The 21,994-nt window shown below is 35.0% G+C and carries 13 protein-coding genes; 1 reads left to right on the top strand and 12 read right to left on the bottom strand.

The annotated features are described in order from the left end of the window. Positions 1 to 2: 2 nt before the first annotated feature. The 12 genes from KHA90_RS10220 to KHA90_RS10165 form a co-directional block, all read right to left on the bottom strand. Positions 3 to 3,011, bottom strand: coding sequence for a SusC/RagA family TonB-linked outer membrane protein (locus tag KHA90_RS10220; RefSeq protein WP_213298804.1), 3,009 nt, complete (start codon positions 3,009 to 3,011; stop codon positions 3 to 5). Between the two features lie 389 nt (positions 3,012 to 3,400). After that, positions 3,401 to 5,053: an arylsulfatase gene (locus KHA90_RS10215; RefSeq protein ID WP_213298802.1), complete on the bottom strand. Its 1,653-nt coding sequence runs from the start codon at positions 5,051 to 5,053 to the stop codon at positions 3,401 to 3,403. Positions 5,054 to 5,401: 348 nt separating this feature from the next. After that, on the bottom strand, positions 5,402 to 6,664 hold the full coding sequence (locus tag KHA90_RS10210; protein ID WP_213298800.1) for a YeiH family protein: 1,263 nt from the start codon (positions 6,662 to 6,664) through the stop codon (positions 5,402 to 5,404). 226 nt (positions 6,665 to 6,890) lie between these two features. Continuing rightward, the gene (locus KHA90_RS10205) at positions 6,891 to 8,507 is read right to left on the bottom strand and encodes a sulfatase-like hydrolase/transferase (RefSeq protein ID WP_213298797.1); all 1,617 of its coding nucleotides are present in this window, start codon (positions 8,505 to 8,507) and stop codon (positions 6,891 to 6,893) included. A 280-nt stretch (positions 8,508 to 8,787) separates the two neighbouring features. Further along, positions 8,788 to 9,501 carry a thioredoxin domain-containing protein gene (locus tag KHA90_RS10200; protein WP_213298795.1) on the bottom strand — a complete coding sequence of 238 codons (714 nt, stop codon included), beginning with the start codon at positions 9,499 to 9,501 and terminating at the stop codon, positions 8,788 to 8,790. 276 nt (positions 9,502 to 9,777) lie between these two features. After that, the gene (locus KHA90_RS10195; protein WP_213298793.1) at positions 9,778 to 10,854 is read right to left on the bottom strand and encodes a sterol desaturase family protein; all 1,077 of its coding nucleotides are present in this window, start codon (positions 10,852 to 10,854) and stop codon (positions 9,778 to 9,780) included. A 270-nt stretch (positions 10,855 to 11,124) separates the two neighbouring features. Next, positions 11,125 to 11,418: a DUF1214 domain-containing protein gene (locus tag KHA90_RS25825; RefSeq protein WP_394370698.1), complete on the bottom strand. Its 294-nt coding sequence runs from the start codon at positions 11,416 to 11,418 to the stop codon at positions 11,125 to 11,127. A 20-nt stretch (positions 11,419 to 11,438) separates the two neighbouring features. Next, positions 11,439 to 11,717, bottom strand: a complete 279-nt coding sequence (locus KHA90_RS10185; protein WP_213298790.1) for a hypothetical protein — start codon at positions 11,715 to 11,717, stop codon at positions 11,439 to 11,441. A 293-nt stretch (positions 11,718 to 12,010) separates the two neighbouring features. Beyond that, on the bottom strand, positions 12,011 to 12,562 hold the full coding sequence (locus tag KHA90_RS10180; RefSeq protein WP_213298787.1) for a DUF1254 domain-containing protein: 552 nt from the start codon (positions 12,560 to 12,562) through the stop codon (positions 12,011 to 12,013). Positions 12,563 to 12,638: 76 nt separating this feature from the next. Next, positions 12,639 to 14,570: an arylsulfatase gene (locus KHA90_RS10175; RefSeq protein ID WP_213298784.1), complete on the bottom strand. Its 1,932-nt coding sequence runs from the start codon at positions 14,568 to 14,570 to the stop codon at positions 12,639 to 12,641. Positions 14,571 to 14,596: 26 nt separating this feature from the next. Continuing rightward, the gene (locus KHA90_RS10170) at positions 14,597 to 16,069 is read right to left on the bottom strand and encodes a RagB/SusD family nutrient uptake outer membrane protein (RefSeq protein ID WP_213298781.1); all 1,473 of its coding nucleotides are present in this window, start codon (positions 16,067 to 16,069) and stop codon (positions 14,597 to 14,599) included. 16 nt (positions 16,070 to 16,085) lie between these two features. After that, positions 16,086 to 19,217 carry a SusC/RagA family TonB-linked outer membrane protein gene (locus KHA90_RS10165; protein WP_213298779.1) on the bottom strand — a complete coding sequence of 1,044 codons (3,132 nt, stop codon included), beginning with the start codon at positions 19,215 to 19,217 and terminating at the stop codon, positions 16,086 to 16,088. 1,284 nt (positions 19,218 to 20,501) lie between these two features. On the opposite strand from KHA90_RS10165, the gene KHA90_RS10160 reads away from it, so the two are divergent. Further along, positions 20,502 to 21,977: an MFS transporter gene (locus KHA90_RS10160; RefSeq protein ID WP_213298777.1), complete on the top strand. Its 1,476-nt coding sequence runs from the start codon at positions 20,502 to 20,504 to the stop codon at positions 21,975 to 21,977. The last annotated feature ends 17 nt before the right edge of the window (positions 21,978 to 21,994 follow it).

Genomic DNA, 21,994 nt, shown 5'->3' with positions numbered 1-21,994 from the left:
TTTTAAAAATTAATATTTACTCCCATAGCAATTGTTCTCGCTGGCGGAGCTGAGTAGAAATCTTCTCCCGCTCTTGGGCTGGTTCTGCTGCTGTCATCTCTTCTTGCTTCGGGATCAGTTCCTTCATAATTGGTAAAAGTAAGTAAGTTAACAGCCGTGATATAAACTCTTAAACTACTCATTCCCATGTCGCTTACTGTTTGTTTAGGCAAAGAATATCCTAATGTTATATTTCTTAAACGAACAAAATCTGATTTATCTAAATAACGAGTTGAATTCTGCGTTCCGTTTGAACCGCCAAATCTTGCTTGGGGAACATTTGTTATATCACCCGGTTTTTGCCAGCGATTTAACTGATCTGCCGTTTGATTGTCAAAATAATCAGCTGCTGTAGATTGGTATAATCCTGCCGAATTATAAATGCTGGCGCCCCATTCTCCCTGAAAAGTAAAGGTAAAATCGATTCCTTTATAAATAATTGTATTGGTTAAACCGGACATTAAAGTAGGGAAAGGATTTCCGGTAATTACCCTTTTTGCCTCGCTGTAATCATTTGTCGTGCTTTTGTCCAGAGTTCCGTCAGCATTTACAGTGTTTTTTACAAAAAGCGCATCTCCGTTTTCTGCGTCAACTCCTGCATATTGAACTAAGTAAAATGAAGAAATATTTTGTCCAACTCTATTAATTGTAAAGTCAGATATAATATCTGTGTTAGCGTTTGGCAGCGATTTTACTTTAGATTCGTTCGTTGTTAAATTGAAACTCGTATTCCATTTAAAATCTTCTGTTTCAATGTTTTTAGTATTTAAAGTAAACTCGAAACCACTGCTTCTAATTTGTCCAATGTTTTTACTAATTGTTCCATCAGTTCCAGCGCCTGCACTTTTAGGAAGCGGTACATCAAAAAGTAATCCGTCAGTATCTTTTTGATAATAATCAACTTCAAGCGTAATTTTATTTAAGAAACCAACTTCAAAGCCAAAATCAGTCTGAGTTGATTTTTCCCATGTAAGATCATCATTTCCAGGTTGATAAAATGTTAATCCTGATTTTAAATTATACGGATTTGTCTGGTACAATTGGCGTGAAGCAAAATTCCCAATTTCGGCATTTCCTAATTTACCCCAGCTTCCTTTTAATTTTAAATAAGATAAAACAGCATTGTCTTTCAGAAAATTTTCCTGAGAAATCACCCAACCTGCAGAAAAAGCAGGGAAAACTCCGAATCTGTTATTTTTTCCAAAACGGGAAGATCCGTCACGGCGAATGCTTGCTTTAAAAAGATATTTACCATCATAACTATAATTTAATCTCCCAAATTGAGATACAAATGCATAATCAGTCTGACTTCCGTGACCTTCATTTACTTCGGCTCCGCCATCAACAGTCTGGAAATTATCGTTAGGAAAATAAATACTGTTAACGTCCTGATATCTTCTATTATATTTATTGAATTCCATACCTGCAACGGCATTGAAAGCGTGTTTTTCGGCAAATGTTTTATCGAAAGTAAAATAGTTACTAAAAACATAATTTTCTGTATTGACATTAGTTGCAAACACAGCTCCGTCAGTTGCCATAAACGGTGCATTTTTCCCTTGCCAATAATCTTCTGTCTGGCTTAAAAGGTCGTATGAAAAGTCAGAATTGAATTTTAAGGAGTTTAAAATCTTAAGCTCGCCAAATACTTTTCCGGTAATTCTTCTCATAATTGTTTTCCAGAAACTATTATCTTTTGCTAAAAGATAATTCGCATATTCCGTATTTGGGTTTGCAGTTCCGTCTTCTAATCTTGCTTGCGAAATTGGCGCTTGTGCAACGGCTTGTAGCGGCGTTGTAAAAGAGTTATCATCCTGAACTCTGTCTATTGCTGATCTTGAAAAACCAATATTCATTCCGGCTGTAAAACGCTCAGATACTTTGTGTGACAAGTTGCTTCGGGCGGTTAACCTTTCTAAACTATTGCTGTCTACAATTCCGATTGTTTTATTGTAAGATCCTGAGAAAAAGTATTTTGTTTTATCATCTCCACCAGAAACCGAAAAATCAGCATCTGTTGTATAACCTGTTTTTATAGCTTCTTTTTGCCAGTCCGTATTAACTGCTCCATTTCTCCAATCAGTTCCCTGAGATAAAAACTCTAATTCGTCTTCTACAGATTCGAGATCGTCAACATTAGTTCCGGCTTCCTGCAATAACGCCACATATTGTTTCGCATTTAGCCATTTTTTATTATGAGTAGCTTCGCTGACACCTTGTGATAAGTTGATGGAGAAAGTTCCTTTTCCGTCTTTTCCTTTTTTAGTCGTGATAATTACCACTCCGTTTGCACCACGCGCACCATAAATAGCCGCCGAAGAAGCATCTTTCAAAACATCAATAGATTCGATTTCGCTTGTACTCAATGTCAATAACGGATTGGTTGGAGCTCCGTTACTTGATTCATTATCATTAATTAACGGGATTCCATCTAATACATATAATGGCTGTGATCCTGCGCTAATACTCGCAGCACCACGAACTCTAATGTTTATTCCTCCCTCGACTTTACCATTTGTTTGGGTAATTTGTACACCAGCTAATTTACCTACCAAAGCGTTTTGCAGGTTAGATACCGGAATTTGCTGAATATCCTTTGCCGTTACTCTTGCAATATTATCTGTTGAGTTTTTCTTGATTTGCGTTCCGTAACCTACAACCAAAACAGCTTCGAGTTCATTTTGGGTTTCGAATAGTTGAATTGTAGTTGCGTTTGATGCCGGAACCTGAATCGTTGCAAAGCTTACATAACTTACAATGAAAATATCTCCCTTATTAGCTTTGATTTTAAAATTTCCGTCAAAGTCAGTTTGTGTACTCACCTTTGTTCCTTTTACCACAATATTTACTCCCGGAATAGGAACTCCTTTAGCATCTGTTACTTTACCAGAAATAGATCCTTCTTGTGCATGGGCTATTTGCACTAGTAATACCAATAAAAGCCACAAAAAATGTTTTAAATTAATTTTCATTTTTTTAAAAGTTTTGGATTAGTTTTCTCAAATATCTTAAAAAAAACGTTAAAGAAAATTCTTTTTTTAACATTAATTGTCACAATGCAATGCGTTTTTGTAGTATTTGTAACATTTGATACGAAAAACAAGTCTATTTTTAAAAATGAATATTGATTATTATCTATTACGCAATTGGTTTTACTGTTTTAATGGTTTTAAATTAATGATTTAACAGTATTACGTATGGTTTAAGTGGTATTTATTTTATTTGTTTGAATATCATGTAATGTTTTCATACTCTGAAGAAATAAAAAGCGACCGTTCGAAAACAATCGCTTGGATAATAATTACTTAAAATATCAAAAAAAAGTAATTATCGTTTAATACATTTTCTATAAAATAATTTTCTACTTTTTTAAAGCAGCTCCGCCAGGCATTGTTTCTGCTTTTAATTTGAATTTACTGTATTCTACAACTCCGGTTTGATCTGCCCAATCAAAATATGAAGCCGAAAGTTTATTGACAATTCCCGGGTTTTGCTGTGCGACATTTGTTGTTTCGCCGCGATCAGTTTCAATATTATAAAGTTCCCATTCATATGATGGATAAATCGAAACTAATTTCCATTTTCCATCTCTTACGGCTCTGTTTCCGGCTCTTTCCCAGAATAACGGTGCACCTCTGTTAACTTCTGAAACATTATCGAATAAAACCGGTAATAAACTTTTTCCTGCTAAGGGATTTGATTTTACTCCATTATATTCCTTTGGATATCCAATCCCTGCCAATTCATAAAAAGTGGGAGCAAGGTCAATAATATGTCCCGTTCCTTTATCGATTCTGCCTGCTTTTATTTTTGATGGAAACCAGGCAATAAACGGAGAACTAAATCCGCCTTCGTGCATATTATTTTTATATTGCTGTAGCGGAGTATTCGATAAATAGGCCCAGTTTTGTTCCTGATAATCAAATGATCCCGAAGTTCCAACTGGTCCATCGTTTCGAACCAAACCGCGTCCTAATGGATTATAAGTATTGAAACCGCCTTGCGCACCATTGTCTGAAATAAAAATTATCAGTGTGTTTTTATCCTTTTTTAGAGCTTTTAATTTCTCCAGTACTTTCCCCACATTCTGATCCATATTATCCACCATTGCGGCGTAAACTTCCATTTTTGCTTTCCAGAATTGTTTTTCGTCATAAGATAATTTGCTCCATTCGGGAACTTCAGGATCTCTTGCAGAAACAGTTTGAGTGGCAGGTAAAATTCCGTTTGCTTTTAATTTCTCAATTCTTTTTTCTCTCAAAATATCCCAGCCTTCGTCAAATTTACCTCTGTATTTTGCAATATCAACAGGTTTTGCCTGCAACGGCCAATGCGGAGCCGTAAAAGCTAAATACAAAAAGAACGGTTTATTTTCCTTGTTTTGTTCATCCAGGAATGTCACGGCATTATTCCCAATTTCATCTGTAAAATAATACGAATCATCTTTTGGATGTAATTCTTCATTATTCCGAATCAATTTTACCGGATAAGGCGTTTTCCCGAAAGGCAAAGGTTTTGTATCAAAATAGTTCGACGCGCCTTTTAAGATTCCGTAAAATTTATCAAAACCTCTCTGATTCGGCCATTGCGCCTGATCTTCAGAACCTACATGCCATTTTCCGGAAAGTAAAGTGCTGTAACCGCCGGAACGGAAAACTTCACCCAATGTCAAAGATTCCTTGTTTAAATATCCCTGATATGCCGGTAATCCTAAATTAACATCAAAAAATCCCATTCCGGCTTTGTGCTGATATTGTCCAGTTAACAAAGATCCACGAGTTGGCGCGCAAATCGAATTATTATAAAATTCGCGCAAACGCAAACCTTCACTCGCAAGTTTATCAAGATTGGGTGTTTTAATTTCGGAACCATAATTCCCTAAATCAGAATATCCCATATCATCAACCATAATCAAAATGATGTTGGGTTTTGAGGATGCAGATGTTGTTTTGTTTTGTGCATTTAAGGCAACTACAGAAAGTAGAAGGTTTAGGGTAATAAGTGTTTTTTTCATTATAATTGATATTTTAATTTTTCGAAAATTATTGGGTTTAACTTTGACAAAGATTTATTCTCAAAGTTGGTATGCGCATTTTTGTCATCCTGAGGAACGAAGGATCTCCGCAAGAAACTCCGCAGTCAAAATTTTCAATCTTTGTAGAGCTACTTGCGAAGATTTCTCCTTCGTCGAAATGACAAACTTTGCGAAAATAGTGTTATGAAAAAGATTGGCCTAGCCCCGATAAAAGTGGAAATCCTTTTGTGGCGGGGTTCGCCACAAAAGATTGAAACGGATAGCGGGATTAGCTCCTGAAAAAAAAGATTTGGTTTTATCATAGAAATCGCAATGACGATAATACTGTTATTTACCAAACAGCAAAAAAGCTATAATCAACGTCACAATCACATTGAATAATTGCGCGATTAAAAAAGCATATAAAGGTTTACGACTATTATTACTCAGTAAATCTTTAAAGTTAGTTTCCAGACCAATACTTGTAAAAGCAAGTGCAAACCAAATACCTTGTAAATTCTTCAAACTGTCTTTTACGCCATCTCTAACTTCGGGCGAAAGCACAAAAGAAAATAGCAATGAAGCCGCAATAAATCCAATAACAAATTTTGGAAAACGTTCCCAGATAACGCTTAATGTTGGTTTTGATTCCACAGCTTCCGCCGATTTATTGTGCGTATACGTCCAATAAACTGATATTGCAAAAGCAGCGATTCCGAGTAATACATTTTGAGAGAATTTTACAATCGTACTAATTTTTAAAGCGGTTTCGCCAACCAAAGAACCCGAAGCCACAACTGCGCCCGATGTATCTATGCTTCCGCCGAGCCATGCGCCGGTAACTTCTTCGGGAAAGTTGAAATATTTGGCAATCATTGGCATGAAAATCATCATGGGAATTGCGGTTACCAAAACAATCGAAATCACATAAGATAACTTTTTAGAATCGCCTTTGATTGCTCCCGAAGTGGCAATTGCTGCCGAAACCCCACAAATAGAAACAGCGCTGGAAATCATCATCGTTAATTCGTCATCGACTTTTAGTTTTTTACACAGCCAAAAAGCAAAATACCAAACCGATAAAACGACAATCAACGCCTGAATTAGTCCTAATGAACCTGCCTTTAAAATGTCTGCAAAAATGACGCTGGTTCCTAATAAAACCAATCCAATTTTTACAAATACTTCCGTCGAAAGCGCTGATAGAAACCAATCCGGAAGCTGGAAGAAATTCCCAATCGCTAAACCAATTGCTAAACTGAAAATGACAGCTTCAAGATTCAGTCCTTTTACCTCTGTATTTCCTGCAATAATTAAGGCAATAACAGTCAGGATATAAACAACTGGAAAACCTAATAAAAAATATTTTACCGATTTTCCAATTAAAAATGCGCCTAATGTTCCGATAGAAATGAGGTATAAAAATTGTAATGCAAGGGTTTTAATATTTCCGAAATCAAATACATCATAAAGTAATTCTGTTCCTGTTGACCATTTGAAAACCGGAACTTCAGGCAGGAAAATAAAAAGGGAAATTCCGATGATTATAAAACCGAGAATTACGACGGTCCAATCTTCATGAATGGTGAATGTTTTGGTTGGGGTTGACATTTTATTGTTGGTTATCCTAACAGGTTTTAAAAACCTGTTAGGTATTATTATTTATGGTTGAGTTTTTTTTTAGTTTTCTTGAATAGCTTCCAGTTTTAACTGGAGGTTATTATTATGAGGCTGACATTGGCTTTAGCCGAATATTTGTATTGTTTATCTTAAAACTAAATACCTAACAGGTTTTAAAAACCTGTTAGGATAGCTAAATGTTGGTTTTGGGTATAGATTACAAATCCACAAAATATTTTTGTTTGCCAAAATCAAATTCATAATGAGTTAAATTTGGCCATAAAGGTTTAATTAATCCTTTTTCCCAGTTTTGTAATGCGATATGTAATTCTTTTACTTTTGCCGGATTTTTTTGAGCAAGATCTATAGTTTCAGATTTATCTGTTGCCAGATTATAAAGCCATTCTTCATGCGTTTTTCCGCTGATGATTAATTTCCAATCGCCGCTTCTAATGGCTTTTGCATCGCCGGAACGCCAGTATAAAGTTTTGTGTGCTTCTTTATTTTCATTGACTGTACTAATTAAATCAACACCATCATAAACTCGGTCTTTTGGTAAATCAGAATGAATCGCAGCAGCAATCGTACTAAAAATATCCAGCGTACTTACCGGAGTTTTATAGATGGTATGCGGTTTGATTTTTCCTTTCCATGACAATGCAAACGGAACATTTACACCACCTTCAAAATGAGAAAATTTTCCGGCTTTTAGCGGCGCATTTGTAGTTGCAAAAGTATAATCTGCGCCGCCGTTATCACTGGCAAAAATGATTAAGGTATTGTCTTCCAGACCTTCTTTTTTGATTTTAGCCCTGATTCTTCCCACGGCATCGTCTAAGGCGCTAATCATGGCAAAATAAACCCGTTTGTTTTCGTCTTTTACATTCGGGAAACGGTCGTAATATTTTTTACGAACTTGAAAAGGCGTGTGTGGGGCATTGAAGGGAACATACAATAAAAATGGTTTTGTTTTATTTCTATCAATAAAAGCTTCTGCTTCATCAGCAAATGTTTCGGTTAAATAGGCTTTATTATTTATGATGGTTGTATCACGACGAATTTGTCCAATGCCAACGCGTCCATTTCCCCAAATCATTTTAGCAGTAAAATCTTTATGATAATGGTTGATAATATCCGGATTATCATCTTCCGGCGTATAAAGCGAAAATGCCTGATAAAATCCGTAATGATAATCAAAACCTCTGTCTAATGGAAAAAATCCTTTATTATGTCCCAAATGCCATTTGCCAATAATTCCTGTGCTGTAACCTTCTCTTTTTGCAAGATCAGCAAACGTAATTTCAGATTGTGGCAAACCTTGTGTCGCAATCGAAGCTTTGTTAGGATAATTGATTTTTGGGTTTAGTCGCCAGCCATTTGTATTGATTAAATACTTGAAACCATAATATTCCAGATTGTTTTTTGGATACCGATCTCCCGGTTGAAATTCATGTCCGAAACGTTCCTGATAACGTCCGGTTAAAATTCCCGCACGCGAAGGTGAACAAATTGAAGCAGAAACATAACCATCCTGAAATGTTACACCCGAAGCTGCAAGAGAATCTATTTGTGGCGTTGGTGTCGATTTTCCTCCGTATAACGAAATGTCATATTTCCCTAAATCATCGGCAAGAAGAATAATGATATTTGGTTTTTTGAAGGTAGTGTCTGTGGGAACTTTCCTTGATAGAAATGCCACCTTTCCTTCAAGTAATTTTTTGTCCGGTTTTATTAAGGTTCCATCTGTATTGATGGGCCAGAATAAAAATATAGCCAGAATAGCGATTATAATCAGGATTGGAAAAACAATCTTTTTTGTTTTTGATAATGCCATGTTTTTTGGTTTTAGAAATAATGGACTTAGTGATAATCTTTGTCAAAGTTTTTATGCGCATTTTTGTCATCCCGAGGAACGAGGGATCTTCACAAGAAACTAACACAAAGTATATTTAGATTGTCGAGCTACTAACGGAGATCCCTCGTTCCTCGGGATGACAGTCTTTGTCAAAATAAAAATCTGCTCAATCTGCAAAATCTGCGAGAAATAAAAACCAAATCCAATATCAAAAAGATTTGATTTTATCATAGAAATCGGAATGACAAAAAAATGGCAATTATTTCAAAGCTAAAACCACATCAACATCATTTTTCAAATCGCCTAAACCGTCTTTTTTGAAAACAATTTTGCCTTTTTGGTATAAAATTAAAGTCGGGAAAACTTTTACGGTTTTTAAGTCGGCGATTACTTGCGGACTTTCCTCTAATTCGATTTGAACAATTTTTAGTTTTTCACCATATTGCGTTCTAAGATCTTCTAAAATTGGTTTTACCGTTTTGCAGGTCGCGCAATATTTTGAACCAATGTCAACCAAAACATATTCATTGTCAACGAGGATTTTTTTGTATTCCGGAAGCGTTAATTTACTTTTCAGATTCGTATAAAAAGGTTTTCCACCGCCAATCCAGGCTGCAATTCCGCCTTCAAGAATATAGACTTCAGAGAATCCTTTTTTAAGTAAATCATTCGCTAATAAACCGCTTCTGTAAGCGGCAATCGAATAAATAAAAACGGGTTGTGAAGTATTTAAAGCCGAAACAGCTTTTTCGTAATTCTCTGATTTCAGATTAAAATTTAAAGCGCCTTCAATATGATTTAAGGCGAATTCATCCGGACCTCTGGCATCAATTATCTGTGGATTTTTTTGGCTTTTAATTTTCGAATAAAAAGCATCCAATAAAACATTCGCGCTTTTTTCCTGCGAAAACCCTAGAATTGTAAAGAGCAGGAGGAATGTTGTAATACTGTTTTTAAGTATTTTATTTTGCATATTTATGTTTTTATAAAACAACAGTGTATTCAAGTTCTATTTTGAATACACTACCAATTCTTATTTAACCCGTTGTAATGCACAAAAAAATAATTAAACACATAGAAACATAGATTTTATGTTTTTTGAAAGAAGAAAAAAGAAACTAGTTTCTCACACATAGCTATGTGTGTTTAGTCAAGTGAAACGCCTTTTTTTTAGTTCAATAATTCTATGTTTCTATGTGTTAAAAAATAATTATACCAATGGGTTTATTTAATTTATTTCTGCCTGATTTTATACCTGTGCCGGTTCGTCGTAATAAACCGGGCTTTCGGCAATAACAGGTTCTGCTTTTGCTTTTAACGGAACTGCTAAAACACCTTCAGCTAATGCGCTTCCTTCTTTTTTAGATTTGAATATTGGCCATAAAAATTGTGCGTACCATTCTTCCTGTTTGTAGGATTTCATTCCGTATGATTTTGGAAATTTACGAGTGATTAAACCCGTACCAAAAATCATATCCCAGATGAAAAACATATTCCCGAAGTTGCCTTTAAAATGTCCAACTCCGTCTCCGCTAGTATCTGCGTGATGTGCGTGATGCGTAGCAGGAGTAGAGATTAATCTTTCTAAAACCCACGCAAAAGGATGTAAAACTTTGTATTTGTAAAATGGTTTGTCCCATGCAATACTCGAATGTGCTCCTAATGTGATGATACTTTTGATAACCAAAACAAACAAAGCCGGTAAACCTAAACCTAAAAAGGTTAAAGTTGCAGTTAAGTATATTTGAGAAAAGAGAACAGTGTAAATGAAGTTTTGTCTTGAAGCCATCGCCATTCCCATATAAGGAGCCGAATGATGTGTTCTGTGAAAACGCCATAAAAACGTAACCTGATGATGCAAACGGTGGTACCAATATTGGGTTAAATCATCGGCAATTGCAATAAGGAAAAATCCTCCCCAAAACGGAACCCATGAAAGTGAGTTTGCCAAATGAGGAATTAAATATGGTAAAGCAGTCAAGCTGAAAAACGCGATTACAGGTGGTAAAAGCAATTTTGGCGCAAGGAAACAAACAATGTCTATTTTGCGTTCTTCGCCAGTCCATTCGTCATCATATAAACCTGCTGCAAATTCAATCGCTCCTAAAACGAGCATAAAAACAATTAATCCCCAAGTGCGGATGTGTTGAAATGCAGGTTGTGCAAATTCTAAAAATGCGGGTAATGTGATATGGGATTCTGTTATTAAACCATTTGTCAATTTAAAATAAAGAAAAATTGCCACTACCGGAAGTGAATATATTAATAAGCTAATGCTTAAATCTCGTGTTAGTTTACTTTTTGAATTGTGATCTGTTGCTGCCATGATTTTTATTTTAAAAAATTACTAATTAATGCTAAACCTCCCGCCAAAATAGCCAGCGGAACTAAAAAAACGATCGCTCCCACGACAATTTTTTTTCCTATAATTTCATAATCTACTCTTTTCATGATTTTTAATTTTTATGTTTATAACTGTATTGAAAATCAGTACGTTTTGGAAAATGTAAAAATAAATAAAATAAACTTCTAATTCTATGGATTTAGTAGAGTTTTATTTAATTAATTCTTCATAATTTGTTATAATTTGTACTGATTATTTTACTTTTTGAATTGTTGGGAGTGTTTCCACCGTTAAATTGTCACGTACTTTTTCTGATGGTAAATACAAACGAATGATTAAGGTTGCTTTTTTAACATCATTGATTGGCAACCAGTTTTCTTTTTTCTCAACTCCTGATAAATTGATTTTATACGATATACTATCGGCTTCATATTTTACATCTTCAAGATTATAGCTGTATTTATTGATTGGATTTTTAATTAAAAAACCATTTTCATCATACGCCGTAATACTCCAATATTTGGCGTCAAGCTTTTTTCCGCTAATTACATATTCTGATTTAGGATCTATGCGTTTCCGTCGCTGTCTGTACTTGTGCTCAAATAGATTACCTCTTTTTTTGTTAGCGCATAAGGTCCGTAAACCGCTACTTGCGCTATTGTCAGCAAATCGGCTGTACTAAGATCTTTATCTTTATCAACTGTAGACCAATTGCCAATTACTCGCTGCGAACTGCTTTTGCCGGATTTAATATTGTAAACCCCAACAGCACTCCCAAATATGATAGACAGAATAATCAATGCCACACCAAGTCCTATCTTTTTAATTTTTTGATTTAAAGCCATTTTTATTATTTTAATGTTGAATGTTTTTGTTTTTATTCGCATTTTTTGTCATCCTGACGAAGGAAGGGTCACACTAGAAACTCCGTGCTGAATTTTCTAATCTTTGTCGGATTGTTCATTACTTGTGTTTCCGGGGATTGAAATCCCCGGCTACAAAATAAATCATTCCTACGGAATTTTATTAAGAGTATCAGAGGAACGAAACGTATTGCAGGGATGGATTTTTAATTCATTCTTCACAGTATAATCGACATTTTGATTGCGGGTTAAACCTGATAAACTTGCCGGAACTTTTATTTCCCTAATTTCTCTACCGTAACTCCATGTTGCAATTCTGCTAATGTTTTTACCGGATATGCTTTTGAAACCAGATAGCGAAACAAAATCAAACCTTTTGTCGTTGGACTGTAAATGATTTTTTCTTTCGGAATATTTTTCAAAACTTCAGATTTACTTCCTTCAGGGGCTAAATAATATTCGAATTTTGCTTTTACTTTTTCTTCGTTTTCAACAAAAAAATTAGTCGTGTTTTCCTGATATGCAGATATGGACCAATAAGTCGAATCCGGAACAATTCCTGAGATTTTCAATACACTATCGTTCAAATCATAATTAATTGTAGAATACAAAAAGTCAGGATTTGGTAACGGAATCACTCTGCTGTTTTCAGCATTGGGCTGATCTCCAAATCTTGGTGTATTGACATCACCCAAACTTTTTTCGGCAAACTTTTTTTGCACATAATACGGAGTAATCCATATTGTTAAGTAGTAAAAACTTACTGCAATTACTACAAGAATCAAGGCAAAAATGCCTCTTTTCAAAATTGGTTTTGTTGCTGCCATAATTTATTTTTTAATATCAGAGCTATTCATTTTGCTTTCGCAGAAGATGAAATAGCTCTGAATAATTGGTTATTTATTAATTAGTGCTTCCTTTTGCATCTCCCGGTTTTGTTACTTGTTTAATCAAATCCTGAAGCGATTTACCTTTGTCGGCGCCAGTATTATGAATTCTTCTGTTGTACACATCCTGCCAGTCAATTAACGGATAAACATTATTTTCTTTGGCTTGTTCATCAAACAGTTTTTGAAGTTCGGCTAATTTTTCAGGGTATTTTTTAGCAAGATTATTACGTTCGTTGAAATCTTCGTTCAGGTTGTATAATTCCCAAACATCAGTATCAAAATTGCTTTCTACAGGTTTTTCATTTTTGCTTAAAGATTTTTTTACTGCAAACGAATCCGGTAAATGCGCTGCTCCGGCTTTCCATCCATCTTTATAAATGGCTCTGTTTCCAAAGATGTAATAATATTGAACTTTGTGCAATGACTCGGCTTTAGCATCATTTAAGGAAGCGTATAATGAAGATCCCTGAATAATATCCTGTTTCACATTTTTGATATATTCCGGCGCCTTGATTCCTGCAATATCAAGTGTTGTAGGCAATAAATCTGTTACATGACTGTATTGATTTCTGATTCCGCCTTTTTCCGTGATTCCTTTTGGATAATAAACAATCAGCGGATTATGCGTTCCTCCTTCAGATTGTGCATCTTGTTTCCAGTTCTTAAAAGGTACATTCGTTGCCTGAGCCCATCCTAAAGGATAATTAGTATTCAAACCTTTTGCAGTTCCAATCTGGTCAATGTTGGCTACATTCGTCTGAAGATTTTCTTCATCAGATTTTCCCTGAGAAAACAAACTCTGATTGATTGTTCCTTCTGTAGTTCCTTCTTTGCTGGCGCCATTATCTCCAATAGCCAGAAAAATTACGGTATTTTCTAATTGATTGGTTTCTTTAAGATAATTCACAACTCTTCCAATTTCATAATCCGTATAAGTCAAAAATCCTGCATACACTTCCATGAATCTTGCATAAACTTTCTTTTGATCCGGAGTTAGTTTTTTCCAGTCGGTAATTAAAGGATTGCGTTCCGGTAATACTGCATTTGCCGGAATTACGCCCAATTTCTTTTGGTTCGCAATAACTTCTTCACGATACGCATCCCAGCCTTTGTCAAATTTTCCTTTATAGGGATCGCTCCATTTTGTAGCAACCTGATGAGGTGCATGAGCCGCTCCCGGCGCATAGTATAAAAAGAACGGTTTTCCCGGTGCTGCTTTTTGTTGTTTCTGAATAAAACTAATGGCTTTATCAGTAATAAGTTCGTTTAAATGACGACCGTCTGGTGTAATATGAACCTGATCTTCAACTAAGTCAGGATTGTACTGATCTGTTTGAGAACCTAAGAATCCGTAGAAGTGGTCAAATCCTTTTCCGGTTGGCCATCTATCAAACGGACCCGCATCTTTAGCGTCTTCATCTGGCGTAACACCATATTTACCAACGGCAAAAGTGTTGTATCCATTATCACGTAAAATCTCGGCAATTGTTCCTTTATCTGATGGAATTTTACCATCCCAACCCGGAAAACCAGCTGATAAAATAGTATGAGAAAATCCGCTAACGTGCACTCTTCCAGAATTTCTTCCGGTTAAAATTGCCGCACGGGTAGGAGCGCAAATTGCTGTTGTATGAAAATTGGTATAACGTAAACCATTATTGGCTAATTCATCAAAAGTAGGGGTTTGAATCAATCCTCCAAATGCGCTTGAAGCTCCAAACCCAACATCATCCAATAAAATCCAGATTACATTGGGCGCACCTTTTGGCGCTTTTACAGGTTCTGGCCAATATTCTTTAGAGTCGGCTAAGGTTTTCCCAATAACACCTTTAAAATCAGCATTTGGATTATTCTGGGCAAAACCCAATTGCGCGACAAGCAACGCAGTAATCAAAAGCCCTTTGTTAGGACTTTTGATTGTAGTATTAAATGGATAATTTTTCATAATTCTAATTTTTTGGTTGTGGTTAGTTAATATCCAGGGTTTTGTGGTAAACCTACCGGATCAATATTTCTTTCGCTTTGCGGAATTGGATATAGATTATTTCTTTCAGACACGGAGTTTTTTGCAGTCACTTTTTTAATTTCCGTAACCAGAGTTCCCCAGCGAACTAAGTCAAACCAGCGTTGTCCTTCCTGAACAAATTCTTTTTTGCGTTCTTCCTGAATTGCTGCTCTAAAAGTCGTTTGCGTTAATCCTGCTAAATCTACCGTTGCATCCGGCGTTGTAATTGCTTTTCCAAATGCTCTTCTTCTCACCTGATTGATTAATTCGTAAGCTTCCGGCGTTGGCGTTCCTTGCTCGTTTATGGCTTCCGCCAAAGACAATAAAATATCAGCGTAACGAATAACAGGGAAATTAATTGCCACATTTCCGGGAGTTGCCAAATTGGTTAAATCAAGGTATTTTTTAAAGATCGGTTTAGGAAAAGTATAAATATTTGCCGTTCCGGGAATTGGTAATGTCTTGGCATAACTTACATCTCTGCGGGTATCTCCGGGAGCATAAATATCATAGAACAAAGCAACATCTGAGATTATATCTGCCGGTTCTGTGGCTGTAAATCCTGTAAATGAAGTAGATTGAAACGTACTTCCGCTTGATCCGTTTCCTGCCATATTGGGTTCAAATTGCACAGAAAAAATATGCTCCTTCCCGTTCTTTTTTGTTTTGGTAAAAATATCCTGAAAGCTTTCAAAAAGTCCGTATCCGTAACCACCATTAATCACTTCCCTTGCTTTTAAAATGGCATTTGGATAATCTTTTCTCGTTAGATAAACTTTGGCTAAAATTGCTTTTGCAGCTCCTGAAGTTGCACGTCCGGCATCTGTGGCAGGATAAGTTGCAGGTAAGGCTTCGGCAGCATTTAGGTCTGAAATAATTTGAGCATAAACTTCATCTACAGTAGCTCTTTTTGATTTTAAACTTTCTAATTGAATAGAAGTTGGTTCGTGCAAAATGATTGGAACTCCGCCCCAAAGCCGAACTGCCTGAAAGTACAATAATCCTCTAATAAATTTTGCTTCGTTGATTAATCTTGTTTTAACAGCTTCTGTTCCTGCTACTTTTGGGATATTATCTATAGAAACATTGGCTCTGTTGATTCCGGCGTAAATTTGGCGCCACGCAACCTGAACACGATCTGAAGTTGCATCATGAGTCAAACTGCTTAAAGCTCGTACTTGCGGGTTTGTTGCCGAAACTCCCGCCGCAGCATAATCTGTAGCCATATCTGTTAAGAAATATAAATTTCGACCAAATAAACTTTGTTCTCCCGGATCAAGTGCTAACGATGCATAAACTGCTGATACACTAGCAATAGCGTCATCCTGGGTTTTAAAATAATTATCTTCGGTTACAAAAGAGGTTGGTGTTACCTCCAGATCCGTGCACGATGTAAATAAACCGGCACTTAATATGATTGTTATTATTATCTTTTTCATGGTGTATGTTTTTTACTTAGAAAGTTAGATTCAGACCGGAAATGAAGGTTTTAGAATTTGGATAAGAACCAAAATCAATTCCCGGATATAAGTTATTTTGTTCGTATGAACTTACCTCCGGATCATAACCCGTGTACTTTGTCCATGCAATTAGATTCTCGGCAGATATGTAGAATTTGATGCTTTTTGTTCCTAATTTTTTAGAAACGCTTTTAGGTAAAGTATATCCTAAAGTGATCAATTTTAATCTTACAAAAGAAGCATCTTCAACATAACGCTCAGAAACAATTCCCAAAGGAGAACTTGTTGCTCTTGGTACATCAGTATTTGTATTTGTAGGTGTCCAGCGGTCATCAAGCGTAACATTAGCATTTGTTCCAAGAGTCGAAATTTCTAATTGCTGATTCAAAGCATTGAATATTTTTGCGCCATAAGATCCCTGAAAAGAAAAATTTAAATCAAAATCATGGTAAGAAACCGTGTTGCTGAAACTTGCAACAAATTTAGGCTGAGAACTTCCCAGGTTTCCTTTGTCAAGAGCCGAAATTACGCCGTCGCCATTCGTGTCAACATATCTTCTGTCTCCAACTTTCGTATTGGCTAAACTGTTTATTTTTGGCTGTGTATTTACTTCTTCCTGAGTCTGGAAAATGCCATTGGTTTTATATCCCCAGAAAGTTCCCAAAGGCAAACCTACTTTTACCGTAACGGGTTGTTGTTGCAATAATGAACCATTTGGAACTACAGGAAAAAACTGATTAACTCCGTTTCCTATCGAAACTACCTTGTTTTTATTTGCAGAAAAAACGATGTTGGAATTCCAGGAGAAAGTTTCTGTTTTGATGTTTTCAGTAATTAAACCAACTTCAATACCTTTATTTTCAACCCCACCAATATTTTGAAGCACCGTAGCATATCCTGAAGCTAAAGGAATAGGTACATTAATCAATAAATCATTCGTTTTTTTGTAGTACACATCAAAAACAAAATTTATTTTTCTATCCAATAATGATAAGTCTAAACCAACATTATACTGATCTGTTTTTTCCCATTTCAAATCCGGATTTGCTAATCGGGTAGGAGCAAGACCGGTTTGCAAAGTACCTCCAAAAGCGTAGTTTACAGAACCCATTTGCGCAAGCGAAAGGTAATTTCCTATTTCCTGATTTCCAGTTGTTCCAGCCGTGATTCTAAGTTTGGCTTCGGTTACACCTTTAATGTTTTGGGCAAAATTTTCATCGGTAATATTCCATGAGAATCCGGCTGATGGAAAATATCCCCAAAGAGATTCAGATCCAAATCTTGAAGAACCATCTGCACGGGCAGAAAGTGTAAAGTTGTATTTTCCTTTATAAGAATAATTGACTCTTGTTAACCATGATTTCAAAACACTTTCGAATGCATCACTATAAGGTTTTACAGGAACACCATCTTGCAAAGCTTTATAAGTATTGGCATCATTTACAAATGTATTCGCACCGGCATTCACCACTTCTCCTTTTGTATATTGAAGCGTATAACCACCTAAAGCAGAGAATTTATGGTTTTCACCAAAAGTAGTATTGTAATTCAGGGTATTTTCGTTTAAAACAGAACTTACTAATCGGTTTCCTACAGAGGCTAATCCTTTAGTTCCTGCACCGCTTGTTGTTGTTGACGGAGCATAATAATTTTGTTTTGTATCTAATACATCCCCACTAACGGCTACTTTTGCAGTCAGTTTTTTGGTAATTTTATATTCGCCAAATAAACTCGTCAGGATTCTGTTAATTTTGGTTTCATTAGTGGTACTCACCAAATCGTTTATTGGGTTCCCAATGATTCCGTTAACCGCCGTTGAATAAGGATTATTAGTTAAATTATAACTTCCGTCAGCATTTTTAATAGGCACTACAGGTGGCTGATACAATGCAACAACTAACGGGCTTGGAGATCTTCCTGCAGATGCACCACCATTTGTTCCTACACCATTTGAAACCGAATTACTGTAATTGGCATTTACGCCAAATTTGAATTTATCAGAGTAATTTCTTTCGTAATTAACACGAAGTGAAATTCTTTTGAAATCAGATGCAATTACAATTCCGTCCTGTTGAAAATATCCAGCCGAAATCGCATATCTTGAACGCTCATCGCCACCGGAAAATGATAACTGATGATTTTGTACCGGAGCCGCAGTTCTAAAAATAGCATCTTGCCAGTTATAACTTCCTGAAGTTTTGAAAGCTTCGATTTGAGCTGCTGAAAAAGCAGGTGCCTGACCAATACTCGCCTGAACATCATTACGTAAACTAGCCCATTGACTGGCGTTCATTAAATTCAGTTTTTTCGAAACATTCTGAAATCCGAAATACCCCTGATACGAAATATTATCCTGTCCTTTCGTTCCTTTTTTAGTCGTAATAATTACAACTCCATTTGCACCACGAGATCCGTAAATTGCAGTTGCAGATGCATCTTTTAGTACTTCAATCGATTCAATATCACCGGGATTAATGGTAGAAAGGACATTGACACTTGCACCTGCATTAGATACTCCGGCTGAACTATTATTATTGTCGTTATAAATTAAGATTCCGTCAACAACATAAAGTGGTTCGTTACCTGCTGTAATCGAGTTCCCTCCACGAATTCGAACGCTTGAAGATGCTCCCGGACGACCGGAACTTTGTGTAACTACCACTCCCGGAATGGCACCGCGTAATAAATTATCTGCAGATGAGGTTACTTGTGCTAAATTTGCTTTTGGTACAGATGCTACAGAACCTGTAATGTCTTTTCGTTTTTGAGATCCGTAACCTACAACCACTAATTCATCTAATTCCTGACGCTCTTCTTTTAAATTTATTGTGATTGGATTTTTATCTACAATTATTTCCGCTTTTTTATATCCAATATAACTTACAATTAAAGTATACGGAAATTTTTGTCCGGTTTGAAAGTAAAATTTCCCTTCAGCATCCGTTTGAACACCGTGAGTTGTACCTTTAATCACAACCGAAGCTCCAATGATAGGCTGATTTGTAACATCGTCTACAACGGTTCCGTCTAGCTTAGACTGTATAAGCGGCGTTGTATTTTGGGCATTAATTCCTGCCGTGACAAGCAGGAGAAATAGTAATGAGTTTATTTTTAAAAAATTTTTCATTTCTTTGTACTGGTTTTAAGTAATTAACAAGGCGCCCTGAAAGTTGAATTTTCAACTCTCTAATGGGTAATCTTGGTTTAGTGATAAATGTTCTTTAAGCCTCGCCATTTCTGTTGCCGCAGAAATGGCTTTTTTTATTTACAGCAACTGCTTTGCATATTCTTCATTTTAGTTTTTATTAGTTATTGTTTTTTCTTTTTAAATTATAGATATATTTCAACAATCCTTTTGATACAAATGGGTATCAAACAGACTTTTGTAATTTTTAATAAATATTTTACGGTAGTTAGAAAGTTTCGTTTTTAAATCTATTCGATGTAAAAGGAGAATCGAATGCAAACGAAAAAATTGCTCAGAATTAGCAACAGAAGCACATATAACAAAAAGTGTTATAAGTATATTTTTTAGGAAGAATGTAATGTGATATGCTTTCGGTTGTTTTCAAAATATAATTCTTTATGGTTGTAAATATTTTTATACTCTACTAATCCTATAGATAAAGTTAATTTTAATATAATAAAATCCAAAAATTTCCTCAATTTTTTTTAAAAAAGTTATAATTGAGATTCAATATATAATTTCTTTTAAATGTAAAGTACTGATTTTTAGTTTTTTAATATTGTTTTGTATGATACAATAGATATTCAGCTGATCACTTTTATAAGAACAAAAATGTAGTATTTTATACTTGATTTACTAATTTTTAAATCTTTAACTAATTGATAAATAAGCAAAAAACGTCGAGTGAATCAAATTTTTAATCCATTTACCATATTATTTGAACAAATAGGTTTAACCAAATAAAGCAAAATAATAAGGTAGATAATAACATTAAAATTGAGTTTTATAATTATGCTAGTAGTATTATGTTAAGATAATTCTTAGTTATATTTTTTTAAATAATTAATAATTAAGGTTTTAGTGTGGATATTTTTCTTACTTTTAGCGTATAGAATTTTCGTTTTAAAAAATTAAAAGGAACATTATTTTGATATTGGAAGCCATATAATTTTAAAACTAAAATTATGTCACGCCAATACAACATGAAATTATTCTTACAGAAAATAATTTCGCTCTAAAAGCCTCTGTTTCAGAAAAATCAATAAATACTATTTTTTAAACTATTTAGTAGTTAAGTAGTTGTTGTTTATTTAATATTAAAGATAAAAATGTCTTTTTAATATGATATATATCATATGTTGTAAGAATCTAACAATTTAATTTTGCTTTTATTAAGGAAGTTTACTTCATTAATAATTAAAATTAGGTATTTAATATTTTTATATGAGTAATCTGTCTCAATCACACAAAATTTTATTTTTAAACACATTAGCATTTACAATTTGTTTTGCTTGCTGGACATTAAATGGTGTTTTAGTAACCTATCTTGTTGATAAAGGGATATTTAACTGGACTGTAGTTGAAACTGGCTGGTTGTTAGGAATTCCTATTTTATCAGGTTCAATTTTTCGACTTCCAATAGGGATTTTAACAGACAAATTTGGTGGTAAAATAGTATTTTCTATTTTGTTGATGTTGTGTTCGATTCCACTTTTTCTGCTTCCTTTAGCGAACTCATTCTGGAGTTTTGCTGTATTAAGTTTTTTCTTCGGATTAGTAGGGACAAGCTTTGCCGTGGGAATAGGATATACTTCAATTTGGTATCCTAAAAACTGGCAGGGAAGGGCTCTGGGTATTTTCGGAATGGGAAATGCCGGCGCAGCAATTACCACTTTTATTGCTCCAACTTTATTAAACAACTTATCAGAAACGGATCCGCAAAACGGATGGAAAATGTTGCCAATAATTTATGGTGCCATTCTGGTGTTTATAGGAATACTTTTTATTGTTTTTGCGAAAAATAAAACCAATGAAGGAGTTTCAAAAACAATGCAAGAATTACTATCTCCGCTTAAAAATATCAGGGTTTGGAGATTTGGAGCCTACTACTTTTTAGTCTTCGGTTTTTTTGTTGCCTATTCACAATGGTTATTACCCAATTTTATGAATGTTTATCATACATCGCTTGTAATGGGCGGAATGTTTGCCACAATGTTCAGTTTGCCATCCGGAATAATCAGAGCTTTTGGAGGTTATTTATCAGATAAATTTGGCGCACGAAAAGTAATGTATTGGGTTTTAGGTTCATCAATAGTAATTAGTTTTTTATTGATGTTCCCTAAAATGGAAATTTTTACCGCTGGTCCGGGAGTTTTGTCCACAACTAATGGCGTTGTTATCGAAGTTGCTGCAAATTCAGTTGTTGTAAATGGTAAGGTTCATAAAATCAATATAAAACAAACTTCTGAAGATCATACAACAGCTGTTTTTCCTGTAAAAACTTCATGGCAGGAAATTGTAGTCAAACAAAATCAGGAAGTAAAAAAGAAAGAGCTTTTGGCAGAAGGAATCACACAAATCAAGTTTAGCGCTAATCTTTGGGTATATGTAATCTTAGTAATCCTGATTGGTATTTCGTGGGGAATTGGGAAAGCCGCGGTTTATAAACATATTCCGGAATATTTCCCCAATGAAGTTGGTGTAGTAGGAGGAATGGTTGGTTTAATAGGTGGCTTAGGTGGATTTATGGGGCCTATTATCTTTGGATATCTTCTTAATTACACCGGACTCTGGACCAGTTCATGGATCTTTATTTTTATAGTTTCTGTGCTGTGTTTATTGTGGATGCATCGAACTATTATAAATGCAATGCGCTTAAAATCACCTGATTTTACCAGAGAAATTGAAAATAATAATTAAAAAATAAAATAAAAAAT

The organism is Flavobacterium psychroterrae (assembly GCF_018380615.1).
GTDB lineage: Bacteria > Bacteroidota > Bacteroidia > Flavobacteriales > Flavobacteriaceae > Flavobacterium > Flavobacterium psychroterrae.
The sequence above is the reverse complement of the archived record's forward strand: the minus strand, read 5'-3'. Positions and strand labels throughout refer to the sequence as shown.

Excerpts from the sequence above, each read along its gene's own strand:
- KHA90_RS10220 (WP_213298804.1), bottom strand. The coding sequence starts at position 3,011 with ATGAAAATTAATTTAAAACATTTTTTGTGGCTTTTATTGGTATTACTA.
- KHA90_RS10215 (WP_213298802.1), bottom strand. The coding sequence starts at position 5,053 with ATGAAAAAAACACTTATTACCCTAAACCTTCTACTTTCTGTAGTTGCC.
- KHA90_RS10210 (WP_213298800.1), bottom strand. The coding sequence starts at position 6,664 with ATGTCAACCCCAACCAAAACATTCACCATTCATGAAGATTGGACCGTC.
- KHA90_RS10205 (WP_213298797.1), bottom strand. The coding sequence starts at position 8,507 with ATGGCATTATCAAAAACAAAAAAGATTGTTTTTCCAATCCTGATTATA.
- KHA90_RS10200 (WP_213298795.1), bottom strand. The coding sequence starts at position 9,501 with ATGCAAAATAAAATACTTAAAAACAGTATTACAACATTCCTCCTGCTC.
- KHA90_RS10195 (WP_213298793.1), bottom strand. The coding sequence starts at position 10,854 with ATGGCAGCAACAGATCACAATTCAAAAAGTAAACTAACACGAGATTTA.
- KHA90_RS10185 (WP_213298790.1), bottom strand. The coding sequence starts at position 11,717 with ATGGCTTTAAATCAAAAAATTAAAAAGATAGGACTTGGTGTGGCATTG.
- KHA90_RS10180 (WP_213298787.1), bottom strand. The coding sequence starts at position 12,562 with ATGGCAGCAACAAAACCAATTTTGAAAAGAGGCATTTTTGCCTTGATT.
- KHA90_RS10175 (WP_213298784.1), bottom strand. The coding sequence starts at position 14,570 with ATGAAAAATTATCCATTTAATACTACAATCAAAAGTCCTAACAAAGGG.
- KHA90_RS10170 (WP_213298781.1), bottom strand. The coding sequence starts at position 16,069 with ATGAAAAAGATAATAATAACAATCATATTAAGTGCCGGTTTATTTACA.
- KHA90_RS10165 (WP_213298779.1), bottom strand. The coding sequence starts at position 19,217 with ATGAAAAATTTTTTAAAAATAAACTCATTACTATTTCTCCTGCTTGTC.
- KHA90_RS10160 (WP_213298777.1), top strand. The coding sequence starts at position 20,502 with ATGAGTAATCTGTCTCAATCACACAAAATTTTATTTTTAAACACATTA.